20 protein-coding genes are annotated in these 15,405 nt (G+C 38.3%); 13 read left to right on the top strand and 7 right to left on the bottom strand.

The genetic code is table 11. From position 1 onward, the window contains the following. Positions 1-2 precede the first annotated feature (2 nt). Positions 3-1,133 (top strand): hypothetical protein, encoded by a 1,131-nt coding sequence (locus E3D81_RS13575; protein WP_134777793.1) that lies wholly within the window; start codon positions 3-5, stop codon positions 1,131-1,133. A 35-nt stretch (positions 1,134-1,168) separates the two neighbouring features. Next, complete coding sequence (locus E3D81_RS13570) at positions 1,169-1,708, top strand: NADPH-dependent FMN reductase (RefSeq protein WP_134777792.1); 540 nt, start codon at positions 1,169-1,171, stop codon at positions 1,706-1,708. Here E3D81_RS13570 and E3D81_RS13565 read toward each other — a convergent pair. From E3D81_RS13565 to E3D81_RS13540, 5 genes are all read right to left on the bottom strand, one after another. Further along, positions 1,705-4,167 carry a phosphocholine-specific phospholipase C gene (locus E3D81_RS13565; RefSeq protein ID WP_134777791.1) on the bottom strand — a complete coding sequence of 821 codons (2,463 nt, stop codon included), beginning with the start codon at positions 4,165-4,167 and terminating at the stop codon, positions 1,705-1,707. The two genes, E3D81_RS13570 and E3D81_RS13565, sit on opposite strands and share 4 nt — an antisense overlap. Before the next feature lie 392 nt (positions 4,168-4,559). Continuing rightward, positions 4,560-5,300: a dienelactone hydrolase family protein gene (locus E3D81_RS13560; protein ID WP_134777790.1), complete on the bottom strand. Its 741-nt coding sequence runs from the start codon at positions 5,298-5,300 to the stop codon at positions 4,560-4,562. Positions 5,301-5,312: 12 nt separating this feature from the next. Beyond that, on the bottom strand, positions 5,313-6,176 hold the full coding sequence (locus E3D81_RS13555) for an NAD(P)-dependent oxidoreductase (RefSeq protein WP_134777789.1): 864 nt from the start codon (positions 6,174-6,176) through the stop codon (positions 5,313-5,315). Next, entirely contained in the window at positions 6,176-7,117 is a 942-nt protein-coding gene (locus E3D81_RS17410) for a DUF1801 domain-containing protein (protein ID WP_209023068.1), read from the bottom strand. Before E3D81_RS17410 ends, E3D81_RS13555 begins: the two co-directional genes overlap by 1 nt. A gap of 1 nt (position 7,118) precedes the next feature. Next, a complete protein-coding gene (locus E3D81_RS13540; protein ID WP_134777788.1) occupies positions 7,119-7,580 on the bottom strand; it encodes an SRPBCC domain-containing protein in 462 nt (153 codons plus the stop codon). Between the two features lie 109 nt (positions 7,581-7,689). Here E3D81_RS13540 and E3D81_RS13535 point away from each other — a divergent pair, with 109 nt between their 5' ends. The 11 genes from E3D81_RS13535 (at position 7,690) to E3D81_RS13485 (ending at position 13,572) form a co-directional block, all read left to right on the top strand. After that, a complete protein-coding gene (locus E3D81_RS13535) occupies positions 7,690-8,106 on the top strand; it encodes an SRPBCC family protein (RefSeq protein WP_134777787.1) in 417 nt (138 codons plus the stop codon). Positions 8,107-8,111: 5 nt separating this feature from the next. Next, complete coding sequence (locus tag E3D81_RS13530) at positions 8,112-8,507, top strand: VOC family protein (protein ID WP_134777786.1); 396 nt, start codon at positions 8,112-8,114, stop codon at positions 8,505-8,507. 14 nt (positions 8,508-8,521) lie between these two features. Beyond that, on the top strand, positions 8,522-8,944 hold the full coding sequence (locus tag E3D81_RS13525; protein ID WP_134777785.1) for a DUF1801 domain-containing protein: 423 nt from the start codon (positions 8,522-8,524) through the stop codon (positions 8,942-8,944). A gap of 10 nt (positions 8,945-8,954) precedes the next feature. Next, a complete protein-coding gene (locus E3D81_RS13520) occupies positions 8,955-9,368 on the top strand; it encodes a DUF6157 family protein (protein ID WP_134777784.1) in 414 nt (137 codons plus the stop codon). Between the two features lie 75 nt (positions 9,369-9,443). Then, positions 9,444-9,938, top strand: a complete 495-nt coding sequence (locus tag E3D81_RS13515) for an SRPBCC domain-containing protein (protein WP_134777783.1) — start codon at positions 9,444-9,446, stop codon at positions 9,936-9,938. A gap of 77 nt (positions 9,939-10,015) precedes the next feature. After that, positions 10,016-10,462 carry a VOC family protein gene (locus E3D81_RS13510; RefSeq protein WP_134777782.1) on the top strand — a complete coding sequence of 149 codons (447 nt, stop codon included), beginning with the start codon at positions 10,016-10,018 and terminating at the stop codon, positions 10,460-10,462. 23 nt (positions 10,463-10,485) lie between these two features. Then, positions 10,486-10,866, top strand: coding sequence for a hypothetical protein (locus E3D81_RS13505; RefSeq protein WP_134777781.1), 381 nt, complete (start codon positions 10,486-10,488; stop codon positions 10,864-10,866). Positions 10,867-10,869: 3 nt separating this feature from the next. Then, positions 10,870-11,754 carry a VOC family protein gene (locus E3D81_RS13500; RefSeq protein ID WP_134777780.1) on the top strand — a complete coding sequence of 295 codons (885 nt, stop codon included), beginning with the start codon at positions 10,870-10,872 and terminating at the stop codon, positions 11,752-11,754. An 82-nt stretch (positions 11,755-11,836) separates the two neighbouring features. Beyond that, positions 11,837-12,370 (top strand): DUF1697 domain-containing protein, encoded by a 534-nt coding sequence (locus tag E3D81_RS13495; RefSeq protein ID WP_134777779.1) that lies wholly within the window; start codon positions 11,837-11,839, stop codon positions 12,368-12,370. A gap of 33 nt (positions 12,371-12,403) precedes the next feature. Beyond that, positions 12,404-12,925, top strand: a complete 522-nt coding sequence (locus tag E3D81_RS13490; protein WP_134777778.1) for an SRPBCC family protein — start codon at positions 12,404-12,406, stop codon at positions 12,923-12,925. Positions 12,926-13,032: 107 nt separating this feature from the next. Beyond that, a complete protein-coding gene (locus E3D81_RS13485) occupies positions 13,033-13,572 on the top strand; it encodes a hypothetical protein (protein WP_134777777.1) in 540 nt (179 codons plus the stop codon). Here the strand turns inward: E3D81_RS13485 and E3D81_RS13480 are convergent. Together E3D81_RS13480 and E3D81_RS13475 are read right to left on the bottom strand one after the other, a co-directional pair. Then, positions 13,556-14,617, bottom strand: coding sequence for a serine hydrolase domain-containing protein (locus E3D81_RS13480; protein WP_167554307.1), 1,062 nt, complete (start codon positions 14,615-14,617; stop codon positions 13,556-13,558). The two genes, E3D81_RS13485 and E3D81_RS13480, sit on opposite strands and share 17 nt — an antisense overlap. Positions 14,618-14,810: 193 nt before the next feature. After that, positions 14,811-15,194: a YkvA family protein gene (locus E3D81_RS13475; protein WP_167554306.1), complete on the bottom strand. Its 384-nt coding sequence runs from the start codon at positions 15,192-15,194 to the stop codon at positions 14,811-14,813. Positions 15,195-15,405 lie beyond the last annotated feature (211 nt).

Raw genomic sequence — 15,405 nt, 5'->3', positions numbered from 1 at the left:
CTATGGAGAACCTAGTACACGAGCTGATAAACCACGAAGATGGAAAGATAATCCGTCTTTCAACCTACGGAAACACCTTGATTTCAGAATCCGGAAAACCTGATAAATTAAAACGAACCGAGAAGGAATTCCCGAACGAGCAGGAGGTACAGAAAAACTTTCTAAAGAAAGAATGGGAGGCTTTGAAAAAGGGATATGTATTAAGGAATGATAACCCAAACATTGGCGAACCCCGTTTACACTATTATGTAGGTGGTGGGTATACGGGAAGTTTATCCTTCCAGGGAACAGATAAAGGGATATTTGTTTATCAGAATGTCGTGGAAGCGAATATATGGAAAGATCAGTTATTATTGATTGATGGGCAAGGAAACCTACTTCAAAGCATTCCATTACCGAAGCAATTAGCTTGGGAAATAGCCTATCAAGAGGGCAACCAAACCTTGTACCTCGACCTCGATCATTTCATATATGCATACGATCTCGAATCTCAGGAGTTTGAGAATTTAGGAGCTAATAAATCAGACCCAAGCAGCTTTATTTCTGTTGGAACAAATCGAACAGTATTTGCAAGTTTCGGACAATTGAAATCATTGGACAATGATAATAACCCAGTTTTTGATCAAGCTTATTCGACAGTAACCATTAAGGGCAACACGCCATTTGCTGGTGTAGTATCTCCCGATGGAAAAAAGATTGCATTCCATAATAAACCTGGAGAAATATCGATCCTTCATGCAGATTACGGCGATTTAATAGCACACTTGAAAGGAGATTTTCAAATGATCGAAAAAATGGAATTTACTGAATCCGGAGACCTTCTTCTCGCCCAAGAACAATATGGTAGTTGGGGAATGCTTTATTTCGACCTAATAAATAATCAACAAATTACAATCCCTGGCCTAGAAATCCCTGAATACAGCAAGGAAGTGAGCAGGTTCTGTCTTAATGCTGATCAATCCAAATTGGTATTATCACAACGAAATAATGTACATGTTTTTGATTTTAAAGCCAAGAAATTATTGAATAGCTTCCGCTTGGACTATATTGTCAAAAACTGCCAGTTAAAGTTCGTCAATGAATATCTAGGTGTTCGGACTGATTACGGATGTTTTAGTCTGTATAAGGTCTAATTGTATTCAAATATCAACCTATTTAAAAGAAAACAATGAGGAATATTTTTGTTATAAATGGAAGTGCAAGTGAAAACTCATCAAATCAAAAAATTATTAATAATTTAATTCAATTAAATAAGGAATCCTTTAAATATATAATTTATAATGATCTAAAATATTTACCTCATTTTGATCCTGAACGGTCAATTATAAATACACCAAAAGAAATTGTAGAATTTAGAAAATATATTGAAAATGCGGATGGAATTTTATTTTGTACGCCCGAATATATTTTTAGCATTCCCAGTGGATTAAAAAATGTATTAGAGTGGTGTGTTTCTACTACCGTATTTTCGGAAAAGCCAATTGGAATTATCACGGCCTCAGCAAATGGAGAAAAAGGCCACGAAGAATTGCAATTGATAATGAAAACATTAATGACAAATTTTAATCCGGAAACTACATTACTAATTTCAGGCGTAAAAGGTAAAGTAAATACCAGTGGGGAAATTAATGATGAGAAAACTATAATTAAATTAAAAGAATTTTCTGAATCATTCAACAAACTAGTAAAATACAATTCAACCGATTAACTCCCCATTAAAGGATCGGTACGGCTGCTTTTCCCATGATCAACATGCCCCGCAAACCTATAAGTAATTTGTTCATTGGAAATCGGGCGGACTAAGAAATCATACCAGCCATGGCTATCCTGCAGATCAAAGGAATAAACCTTAGTTCTCCCTGCCTTATGCAAAGTATCTTTCATGCCATAAGCCAAGTCCTTGATCAAGAAATCCTCTTTTACACCATCAACCTTCAAATGCCAGACTTGTCCCTTCCCTTGATAACCTATAATCCTAGGTATAAGCTTATTTAATTCCAATTTAAACTCTCGGAAATATCCGTTTGGTCCATACACCGTGAAACTTACCCTTCCATCCAGAAAATCCTGCATATCCCAGCTATAGCTCATCTGCTCTCCAGCTTTTACCGCAAAATTCCAGGCTTGAAAAGAATTTCCCTGCTCCCTGTAAACCGTATGATTGGTCACGATCAATGGAACACCGATCTTTTTGTTGGCTTTTAATTTCCCGGCAAGCTCAAAAAACATCGTTAAGCGTTGCTTACTAAGGTCTACCTGAAGATTTACATCCAGGTCATAGGGGATGGCATTAGCCAATTTAGTCCCTTTCTCCTGAGTGCCCAACCCATAATGCTTAACCCCATCAAGCTGAAATTCCCTTATAATCGACTTATAATCCTGTTCTACAAAATTCCCTGGTAACTGCTTATCCTTAGCTGCATGTATCCGTCCTAAATAGGCATTCCGATCCACAAAGTCTATGGCAGGTTTTTTCAATTCCGGAATAGGTCTGAAAGCAGAGGTCAGATCCCCACATACCAGCCTTCGCCAGGCACTGATATTAGTTTCCAATACCTTTTTACCTGTTTTCTTGGCAAAGAAATGTTCCATGAACTGCAGGCTGGAAGTATGATCAAAAACCTCCGAATTCACCCATCCCCCTTTTGACCAAGGCGATGCAATAACCATAGGAACCCTATAGCCCAGTCCAATCGGACTTTCCAAACTTGCCTCCGGATTGTTTGTCCGGATCCGTTCCTGCTCCACTGTAACATACTCATCCTGCGTATCCACACCCTTAGCCACCCTTCCTGTTTCCGGTTTATTACTCAATGGTGGAACGAATGGCATGGCATGATCAAAATACCCATCATTCTCATCGTAGGTCAATACAAAAATGGTTTTCTTCCATACCTCCGGATTGGAGGTCAGAATATCCAAGGTTTCTGATACATACCAGGCTCCGTACCATGGCGAACTCGGATGGTCGGAGAAACGGCATGGCGCCGTTAGCCAGGAAACAGCCGGCAATTTGTTATCCTGAACATCTTTTCTGAACTGATGGAAGATATCCCCTTTGGGCACTTGAACATCAACGGTCTTTCCATTGGCTGTATAGCTTATTTTTTCTAATTTATGGTAATCCGGATCATTCGTATTCGTTGTAAATGCCCGTTCATGTATTTCCTGCTCGACCTTGGAAAGCTTCGCAAAATTCGACGCGGAAAATTGTTCCACATCTTTTTTGAAATTATTCAAGCGGTCAACAACTTTCTGATAAGCTTCTTGGGAAGCATATCTCGCAACGGTCAGTTCATGCTCGATCTCCGTGATCCGACGTTTGGCATAGGCTTGATAAGCGGGATGGAATTTTACTTGGTACTGTTTATGAAATTCGAGGTTATTATCGGTAAAATTAGCCAACCAGTCTTCTTCTTCCCCAGTTAATCCCACCGGAAGGCTGAGTTCATTCTGATAGACCTTCCAAGAAATACCGGCCTCTTGAAGTCGTTCCGGATAAGTCTTCCAAGTAAGGTCTCGGTAATTGATCTGTCCATTATCCACATGAGCCACCGAATTGGGATCCCGTGGGTTTTCGCGAACTGTACCAGTCCAGAAATAAGATCTATTGGCACTCGTTCCAGTTAAAGAAGAACAGAAATGTTGGTCACATACTGTAAAGGCATCTGCAAAAGCATAATAAAAAGGAATATCCTTTCGCTCATAATAACCCATTGTTAAAGGGATATGCCTATATTTTTGATTTCCTGGTCTTTTGGCGAGAAGCCATTTATCCATTTTACCATTATTGCGAGCCATGACCATATCCCGCCAACTATGAGGAAGATCGCCCATCCAGGTCACTTGGGTATTTTCAATATCCAGATGGAATGGACCATAACTTTTTTCGCCATCCATCGTTTGATGCCATACGGGTACACGATCAGGCCCTCGATAAGTCCTCGGGTCATTGAATCCACGAACACCTTTAAGCATACCAAAGCAATGATCGAACGATCGGTTTTCCTGCATCAAAAACACAATATGCTCAGCATCAAGATAGGTAGAGCCGGGGGCTGCCTCAATGGCCAATGCCTTTTGAATAGATTCAGGAATAACATTGGTTAACGCTGTAGCGCCCGCAAACAGGGATGCTTTTTTCAGAAAATCTCTTCTAGAACTCATGAAAGAAAGATAGTCCTTTTTTACCAAAAAAAATGAGGGTAATATTTTTTTCATGAAAACAACTATCAACATGAAGGAAATCACATGATTATTATAATTTATATATTAATATGAAATATATTTTATTTATATTAGATGATATAATAGAAACTATAAATTATTAACAAAAACATCATGAGAACACTATTTATTTGGAGCTGTTTTTTTCCAGTCTCATGCTTATTTACCAACTATATTAATAAGAATATTCTTCCACTAACCATCGATTGGATTCTATTCTTAATTTTTATACAGATGGCTATATTATATATTTGCATATCTCCCCGAAAAAAGAATAAAAGAAAAAAAGGCTATTATTAAATAGCCTTCTTCTTATACGTTCAATTAAAACCTTATTTTAAAACTTCGTCCAAGAACATTTTCGTATGTTTCCAGGCTCTTTTCGCCATGATCTCATTGTAATCTGGCGATTCTGGATTAGTAAAGGTATGTTTGGAATTCGCATAGGTTATGATTTGCCAATCTGCCTTAGCATCATCCATTTCTTTCACAAAACCATCATAATCGGCTTTCGAAACGGATGCATCATCCGCTGGATGCAAAACCAAAACCTTGGTCTTCACTGGCTGCATCTCCCGACTTGGATCTTTTGCTAGCCCTCCATGAATACTCACCGCACCTTCCACGTTCAATCCTCCTCGAGCAGCTTCCAGAGCACCTGAACCGCCAAAACAATAGCCTATTACCGCTATTTTAGTCGCGCCTTGCTTTTTCAGTTCATCCATGCCCGCCTGTATACGCTTCTGATAGGTCGCAAAATCCCTTTTAAAGATTGTGGATTGTTTACCAGCCTCCGCATTGTCCTTCGGCGTATTGCCTACCCCATAGATATCAGCGATCAATACCAAGTAGCCTTCCTTTTCCAGGTCAAGTGCTGCATCTTTCGCTTCTTGATCAATTCCTTTCCACGCCGGTAATATTAAGACCGCAGGTAAGGATTTTCCGGCATTGCTCGAAATCAGACCCGATAATTTTTGATCTTTTTCCTGATAAATAACCTCTTTAAGGCCTTGGCCTTTCGCCATCGATCCAAAGATCAAACTGAATAGAATAATAGAACCCAAAACTTTCATAAGTATATCTTTTTAATTAACATTTACTTTCTTTTTTATATAAGTCAAAACAGACATCACATCCTGCTCCCCATAGCCCTCATCATGTGCTGATTGATAGGTATCTTTCAAAACCTTCGTAAATGGAAGATCAGCACCTGCTGCTATGGCTAATTTGACATCCTTTAACATCAGATCCAGGGAAAATGCCGCTGGAAAAGAATCATCAATGATCGATTTTGTCTTCACTTTAGTTGCCCCGCTCCCACTAGCACTCTGGTTGATGATATCCATCATATCCGTACGGGAAATCCCCAACTTCTCTGCCAATAGAACGGTCTCTGCCATGCCTTGGTATAAAATAGACAGGTAATAGTTGATACAAAGCTTAGCCGCAATTCCTGCCCCATTAAAACCCAAATCCTTAACTTCCTTTCCCATAAGACTCAGGTAAGGATTAATCCTTTCTTTGTCCTCTTGCGTTCCACCTATCATGAATATCAACGTTCCTTCCTTGGCGGGCAGTGTACTTCCTGCTACTGGAGCATCGATAAAAGATCCTCCTTTCGCCAAAAGTGTAGATGCAATAGCCGTAGAAGCTTCTTCGGATATCGTACTCATGTCTACAAATAATTTTCCTTCGACGGTACCACGTAATATATTTTCATAAACAGCATGTACCGCATCATCATTGGTTAACATCGTAAATATGATATCAGTTTGTTTGACCAGGTCAGAAATATCTTCACAAACTGTACTATGTTCCTCAAAATCTTTTGCCTTTTCTAAGGTTCGGTTGTATACATAGAGGTCCACTCCTGCTTTCTCCAGGTTTTTGGCCATAGGATGACCCATATTGCCCAAACCTATAAATCCAACCTTAACTGCATTATCCATTAGCTTTTGTATTTATCATGTAAACCTTTGCCTGCGAGAACCAAAGGTTTGATTTTTTCTAGTCGACTTATTTTTGTTTTCTCCTGCTTCGCCTCATCAATATGTTCCATATATTCTTTCTTCTTCCCAGGCGTTAACTTTTCGAAGGCATTATTAAATGCACTATCTTTTTCCATTTCTTCTTTTAGTAGACCTGTTAATTCCCGAACAGGACTTTTCTCTGGCTTAATCTCTTTACCATCCCTAATAGTCTGCACAGATTCCTCGATATAATCCAGGATCATTTTTTCATCCATATCCTTGACATCCGTAAATCGCCATTGCCGCAAAGATTTGGTCTTCCCTTCAGAGGCAGTTACCAAAACCTTCTTCTTATCGGCCAAAAAAACACCATTATAGAACCATAAAGAGAAAAAATCTTTAAAGCCACCCCAGGCAATTACATTTTTCCCCTGAAAAGTATACACATCCGTTCCCCATTTAAATGTTTTAACCAATGGAGTCTTAGTTTGTTCGATCAATCGCGTCATTAATTCTTCACATTCCGTCCAGCGCGTTCGATGGGTATCCCATTTAGGTCCTTCCTTATCTTTCAATTGGTCTACATTGTATTGTACCATCTTTTCAATTAACGACTTTGGTAGCTCTTTTCCCAAAGGAATCTGAATGGCTCCCTTTGAAGTTTTAAAGCCTTTCAAATCATCCGCAAAATGGGAAATGGCAGCTGTACCTGGATATAATCCCAAGTGTTGTTTGAACATCGCAAAATGGATCAGATTTCCATTGTATCGAAAAGTCGGCATTCCATAATTAATGGTTTCCTTGGCTTCTTTTGGTGCGACGTTTTTAATGATTTGCCGAATATGTTTCAAGATGGATTGCTGTTCACCGTCAAAGGTAGCAATGTATTCATCGATGGTAGAGAATGTTGCTGTCGCCATTTTACTGCTCATTAGTTTTCATAAAATCAAAGGCACCATTGCGCAAATTGATCCCATATTCTAAACTTGCCTTCATGCAGGCCAAGAAATTTGCCCAACCTTCTGTCTGTCCTATGGCCTGTTTGATTCCATCATCATCCTTCTCCATAAAACTTTCCTTTACACGGACTACAGTGGAATCATCGCTCAACTCTTCCAAAAATATCTCCACAAGCATTCCTTCTGCTCCGCCACTCCAATCGAAAGAAATGTATTCATTGGATTTGATCAATTTCCCAGTTACTGGAAAAACATCGTCAAATTCAGGGAATTTCCATTCTACCGTCACGTCGGAATCCAGATTTCCGGTGGAACTCTCTATGAAATATTTGCTCATCTTATCGGCCTTGATGATGGCATCGAATACATCTTCTACCGGTCTTTGAATTTGCAAGGCTGCTCGGGCTGTTAGTTTGTCTTTCATAAGTTTTGTGTTGATTCTAAAAACGAATATACCAATAAAAATTCTTGCCTTAAGGCAAGTGAACTTGAAATAATAATGAATAATTTCGGTTAATCAATTTAGAAACAACATGGAAACTCAAAAAGTAAAAGTACAATCCGCAATCAATGCACCATTAAAAAAAGTTTGGGAAGCGTATAATAATCCGGAAGATATCGTAAATTGGAATCAAGCATCTCCAGATTGGCATTGTCCTTCTTCGGAAAACGATCTACGAGTTGGCGGAAAGTTCAAGAACAAAATGGCCGCGAAAGACGGAAGTTTTGAATTTGATTTTGAAGGCACTTATACAGAGGTAACACCATATAATTCCCTTTCCTATGTTTTGGGGGATGAGCGGACGGCTGATGTTAGGTTTTCGGAATCAAACGGCCAAACTCTTGTGGATGTTTTATTCGATGCAGAGGGAACAAATCCGGTGGACATGCAGCGAGAAGGCTGGCAGGCTATCCTGAACAGCTTCAAGGATTATGTCGAAAATAAATAGAGAATATGGAAGCACCCAAATTTAAATTAGGACAGATTGTATGGGCAGACCTTACAACAAACAAAGCAGATTCCTTAAAGGAATTTTATAAGGAGGTAGCCGGATGGCAGGAATTTCCGGTGGCCATGCGTGATGATGACGGCGAGTATAACGACTATGCCATGTTGGTTGATTCAGAAAATGCGGCCGGCGGAATCTGTCATAAGCGCGGAAAGAACAATAACCTCCCACCCCAATGGATCATGTACATTTATGCAGAGGATGTGGAGGAACGGTTGAAAACTGCTTTGGATTTGGGTGCAAAATTGATCCATGAAAGCAAAAAACCAGATGGTACCTACAATTATGTCATTATTGAAGACCCGGCAGGCGCGGTATTCGGAATCGGCAATATGCAGTAATTAGGCGAAGTCAAATGGCAAAACTAAAAACGCATTATACCGATGAGGATGTCATCGCTTTCATTGAGCAGGTCGATAACCAACAGAAAAGGGAAGACAGCTATGAACTGATTCGATTGATGGAAGAAACCACAGGAGAAAAAGCAAGAATGTTCGGCCCATCCATCATCGGTTTTGGAAATTACCATTATAAATATGCCTCAGGCCATGAAGGTGATGCCCCACTATTGGGCTTCTCTCCGCGAAAAGCGGCTATTTCCCTTTATGTATATTCGGGAAGTGAGGAACAAGCGCATTTATTGGATGGACTGGGAAAATATAAGATGGGAAAAGCCTGTATCTATGTGAAAAAATTAAGTGATCTACATATAGATGCCTTAAAACATTTGATGGAGGAATCTGTTAAATTTACTAAACAAACATATCCAGATTCCTAAATTCCAAAAAATGAAACAGCACAGCACGAACTACTACAATACCCTGATCACCGTAGCGGAAGATTGCAAGACAAAAGAAGCAATTGCTCCTCCGGCAAAAGAAGGGAAATTAACCGTGGCTAATCTGCAATATGATATGCTGATGGAAAACTCGGGGGATATGACCTCCGATGACCTTATATTTAACGTCCATGCCATCCGAAAAGATTTTATCGAGCAGGAATTGGAAACCGAACGAACAAATTTTTATTCCAAAGGACAAGCCTGTCTTCGAACCTCTCCATTGGCAAAAACCTATGGTTGGGCTATATACCACAATGCTGAAGGTAAGATTAAATTATTAGATCCAAATACGGATGAATACAAAAGGTTGATGGAGGACGATAGAATCAAAAAAATACCAGCAATGAAATCCAGAAAATAAAAAAAGAACTTGTCGTATGGCAAGTTCTTTTTGTTTTAAGCCCCGTAACTTAGTACTAACAAAAAATCATATACCATGGAAGATCAACATTTCTATCAATTTGATATTCAAGGAAATCAATTGACCATCAAGCGCAGTTACAACGGAAGCTTAGCACAAGTCTGGCGAGCATATACAGATGCTGAAATACTAGATTTATGGTGGGCGCCGAAACCATGGAAATGCGAAACGAAGTACCAAGACTTTGTTCCTGGAGGAACCTGGCTATATGCCATGAAAGGTCCAGAAAACGAAACCCATTGGTCCATCTTTAAATACAATACCATCAACCCCCAAGAATCCTTCTCAGGAACGGATGCCTTTACGGATGAGCAAGGACACATCAATACCTCCTTTCCCCAATCGAATTGGAATACCTCCTTTGAAGAAAAGGATAATGGAACCTTGGTAACCAATATATGCACGTTTGAAAATGAGGATGCAATGAATCAGCTTTTAGAAATGGGTTTTAAAGAAGGCTATGAAATGGGGCAGTCCAATCTCGATGCCTTACTAAAAGAAGGCTTTTAAAAACCCTGTTGACAAAGGGTTGTCAAAACCCCTCCTATCTTTGATTAAACATTTAGAAACCACATAAAAAAAACATTATGGCAAAGATTCATGCTTATTTAAATTTTAATGGAAATTGTAAAGAGGCTTTCGATTTCTATCAGCAAGTATTCAAAACAGAATCAGTAGGAACCTACCGCTATGGCGATATGCCTGCAGACCCAAATATGCCCGCATTACCAGATGATGCCAAGGATCTGATCATGCATACTGCCATCAAGATCAATGATAGCACCATGATCATGGGGTCGGATACCTATGAAGCTTTTAGTCCAAAAGCAACCTTTGGCAATTCCACTTACATCATGCTGGATGCTGAAAGTGCTGAAGAGGCTAAAGCGTTACATACGGCATTGGCCAAAGATGCGCAAAACATAGAAATGGATCTGGCAGAAACATTTTTCGCGGAATTATATTCTTCTTTCCAAGATAAATTTGGCATCTCCTGGATGGTTCATTTCGAAGGAAACAAAAAAATGGGATAATATCCCCCTGCTTCATTACTTACATGAAGAATCTAACATTTAAAACGATTAATAAAATCTTGATGGAGGTTCCTATGGAACAATATGAAAATGTATTGCATTTTTATAGGGACCTCCTATTGTTTGATGAAATTGATGGAGATTTCATGGACATTAATAGTAAAAAGACCATATTTCTGAACGGCAACCTTCATTTGGAAATATGCTCCTCCCCTGATATCAAAGAATCATCTATAAAATTATTGCTTGAAACCAATGACCTAAACCAAGCCTTGGGATATTTTCAAGCCAATAAAATCGAAAGTCATCTGGAGAAAAATGTTGCTGCCCCTAAAATATTGCATGTAACAGATTATGCAGGTCTTCGACTAATGGTCATGGAAAATGACCTCAAAAATCCCTAAGCGATGCTCTACGAAATTATTCTCTTGGCCCAACTCCAACAAAAAAGAAAGGAAAACATCATGAAAAACAACATTATCCCTGCCATTTGGTTTGATCATAACGCCAAAGAGGCATTCGAATTTTACAGCCAAACTTTCCCAGAAACAGCAATCGAAAAAGCGGATGACATTGTGGTTGAAGGATCTATTCGTGGATTAAAGTTTATAGGAATCAATGGCGGTCCTATGTTCAAACCAAATTCCTCTATTTCCTTTATGCATGTTTTTGAGACTAAAGAGGAATTAATAGCAGTATGGGAAAAATTGAGCCAAAAAGGAAAAATAATGATGCCTTTGGACAGCTATCCCTTCAGCGAACTATATGCTTGGGTAGAAGACCAATATGGCGTAAGCTGGCAGCTTTATCTGGGCAAACTAGCCGATGTAAACCAACAGAAAATCATACCTACCCTCATGTTCTGTGAAAAACAACAGGGAAGATGCAAGGAAGCATTGGCATTTTATGGAGAATTGTTCCCTGATTTTGAATCGCAGGGTGTTTTGGAATATCCTGAAGGGGAATTCAAAGGTCAGGTGATGCACGCACAGTTTAAAGCAAATGGGTATACGCTGGCTGCAATGGACTCTGGACATCCTCAAGATTTTAGTTTTACCGAGGGGGTTTCATTAACTATCCCCTGTAAAGACCAAGAAGAGATAGACTATTATTGGAATAAGATCACGGAAAAGGGACAGGAAAGTCAATGTGGTTGGTGTAAAGACCAATTTGGTCTGAGCTGGCAGGTCGTTCCAAAACAGATTTCCGAGATCTTAGCCAAAAATCCCCAAGCTAACCGAGCATTGATGGGTATGAAAAAAATTGAAATCGATAATTTGATAAACGCTTAATATATACGGCATTAGGTTTAAATCATTATCTTTAATTTAAAGTTTGATAAATCTGTCCCTAAAAATTCCTTATTATTAGCCCATGAATTCATTTATCATATTTCTAAGAGCAGTAAATGTTTCCGGAAAAAACCTGATCAAAATGGCAGATTTAAAGGCTTTGCTCGTAAAGGAAGGATATCAGGATGTAAAGACCTATATCCAAAGTGGTAATGTTTTTCTGAAGAGTAATCTTTCGGCGAAAGAGTTAAAAACTAATTTCAACCAACTTTTAAAGAAGCATTTTCAACTCGAAATATCTTGTTTTGTATTAACCATAGATCAGGTTAAAAAAGCACTTGCCAACAATCCTATTAAAAGAGAAATGGAAGGCAATAAATTGTTTTTTACCTTCTTGGATGATACGCCCAAAAAAGAAAATATCGATGCATTGGAAGCTTTGGACATTAGCCCTGAAGAATACCATTTAAATGAAGATCTCCTTTACTTTTACTTACCAAATGGTATGTCAAACAGTAAACTAAATAATAATTTCTTCGAAAAAAAATTAAAAGTGAATGCGACGGGTAGAAACTTAAATACCATAAATAAAATGTTGCAATTAGCAAACGAATAATTAATTCAATTCATAAAACCAATCCAAAACAACATGAAATTTTTAAAGTATCTATTATTTATTGTACTCGGCCTAGTGGTCATCGTACTTATTGTGGCTGCCATTCTTCCGAAGGATTTCCATGCAGGAAGTGAGATTGTCATCAAAAAACCTAACCAAGAGGTTTATGATTATGTGAAATTGATGCGGAATCAGGGTAATTATGATAATTGGTCAAGACAGGACCCCAATATCGAAAGACATTATGAGGGTGAAGATGGAACCGTAGGTTTTACCTATACCTGGAAAAGTAAAAAAGTAGGTGATGGGAAACAGGTACTGACCAAATTAGATGAAGGAAAACGCATCGATATGGATTTATTCTTTAATGGTACCGGAGATGCCAATAAATCATTTATGTCTACCACGCCAATCGATTCCACAAGCACGAAAGTCATTTGGGAAATTGATGGGAAAATGCCCTACCCCTTCAATATCATGTCTTTATTTTTTGATATGAACAAGGATTTTGATGCTGGACTTTCCAACCTGAAAGAAATCTTAGAAAAACAATAACATCGCCAATCAAAACTCCTCCTAACCCATAATAGTTTAGGAGGAGTTTTATTATGGTAAAACATTCGGGCAGCATCTGCGTTTAATGTTAAATTAATCTTACCAACATGAAAAAGATCCTTTACGCCCTGATGATCATTGGACTTTCCGCCTGTCAGAATGCCAAAAATAACACTGAAAATTCTTTGAAGGATTCCGTTGTAGCAGTCAATGATAGTACGGCAAAGGCCATCGATAATGCTTCTGCCTGTGTATGGTTGAAAGAAAATGTAGAAGGATTTTTTAAAAAGGGCGACATGAATGCCATGGCCAATTTATGTACACCAGCTTATTATGAGTATAAAATGGATGCGACTAATGTTGATTTGGACCTGGATGGTAGTTTAACCGAATCGGAATTCCATGCGAAATATTCGAAAGACTATGATACCAAATTGGCAGGAATTGGTGTAGGTTTTTTAATATCGGGTCAAGATTATGGCAGCATTACCCTATCCACTTGTGATGTATTACATGAGGATGCGGAAAGCATTACCTTAAAATCAGTCATATCCGATTGTGATTACCAGACCGATTACCATCGTGAAATTGTATTGGCCAAGGAAGAAAATAGTTTTAAGATCAAAGATGTTAAGGAATTTGATTAGCATATACATTACTCAACCAGGTAAATAACGGTTGATTATCAATACCTTGAACAGCTATACCTAAAGTTTTCATGATCTTATCAAATACCTCAGCGATCAAAAGATCATCCCTATTGCTGAATAATAGCACATGTTCGCCTGTCTTTGGATAGAATAGCACGATGTTATGAAATCCGGTACTTTCTCCTGAATGAAACCATATCGGTTCATTAGTTGAATCCAAGCCTCGGAACCAGCCATAGGAATACGTTATTGGTCCTTTAACGGGCATACTGTTCAACCTATTGAGATAGTCCTCTTCCACGTTTAAACCTTTCATTTCTTTTGTAAGATTTTTCAACCATTTCTGATAATCGCTTGCTGAAGTGTATACCCCACCATCTCCTAAAGTAGAACTCGTTAAACTTTGATCCGCAAAAATAAACCTGTCTTTTTGTGGATGATAACCATATGCCCTATTGGGGATTTTTCGATTCACATCATACAGGAGGGAATTTTTCATGCTGAAAGGATCAAAAAACATGGTTTTCATGGTATTGGCGTAACTTTCTCCAGTTAGTTGTTCAACAATTAACGCGAGCAAACAATAAGCTGTATTGCTATATCTAAACCTGCTTCCCGGTTCAAAAAATAAGGTTTCTGAAGGCTCGATAATGCGAAGGACATCTGCATCACTTAACGGTTGTTTAATCTGATCGCCCATGAGGCTTTCATAATCCGCGATCCCGGAACTGTGGTTCAATAGATGCTGAACTTTTATTTCGCCGACTTTTCCCATTAAGTTTGGAAAGAAAGTGGAAATTTGGGTATCCAAGGTTAATTTATCAGCCTTTATTAATTCATGGATAGCTTTAGCTGTAAATTGCTTGCTCACAGATGCCATTCTAAAATTGGTTTTAGCATCTATTCGGTTGGGAGTCTCTAGATGAGAGACACCGGAGGATTTAATAAACTGAAAACCCTTAAAATTTATGGAAACAACAGCTCCAGGATTAGTTCCACTTGGATAGGCTGAAGTAAAGATCTGTGTTATTTGATCGGCCAAATTTTTTTCTTGTGCAAAACTGGTTTTTAAACAAAAAACAAGAAATCCTATGGTGAAAACAAGACAATATGTAGGTTTAAACATGTTCATGAATTTAGGTTCATGCTTACAAATAACCGCACAAACTTAAATAAAAACAAGAAAACCGGCCAATATTTCTATTGAACCGGCTTTCACATGTAAAACATAATCTCTATTCAGCAATTTCTATACCTATTGCATTGGATTTCTTAAATTTTCTGTAACGATCGATCTCATCAGCCAATTTTGAAATGGCAAATCCGACGATCGATGCATCATCCAACCAACCTAAAATCGGTATAAGATCTGGAACAGCATCCAATGGCGATACCACGTAAATAATGGTGGCAACGATGACCGATAAGTTCCATTTATTCATTTTATATCGGCCAGCGAACGTATCCTTGACCATAGCTATCAACAATTTGAACTCATTGGTTCGTCCTTGTAAATGTTGCGCTTTATCTTCAGCAAGATCAATTTCCTCGTTGGTCAACTTTCTGTTCTTGAAAGTATTGAACAATAATAACGCCTTACCAAAATAGTTTTTTTTCATTTTTTCTTTATCCATTTTCCTCTATGACATACATATTCTCAAACGGTTTAATCAATTAAAAATTATATGACATTCACCTAATTATCTTTTCATGTCTTCGCAAAAAAAAGAAGCGTTCAGATAATAAATTCATACAGCCAACGTTATAGTATTAAAAGAAGGATTATTTTAATGTTTTATTATGGCAATGGGCCATAATGCAAAGAGTAAA

This window comes from Sphingobacterium sp. CZ-2, from assembly GCF_004526235.1.
In the GTDB taxonomy this organism is placed as follows: domain Bacteria; phylum Bacteroidota; class Bacteroidia; order Sphingobacteriales; family Sphingobacteriaceae; genus Sphingobacterium; species Sphingobacterium tenebrionis.
This window is presented reverse-complemented; position numbering and strand designations above follow the sequence as displayed.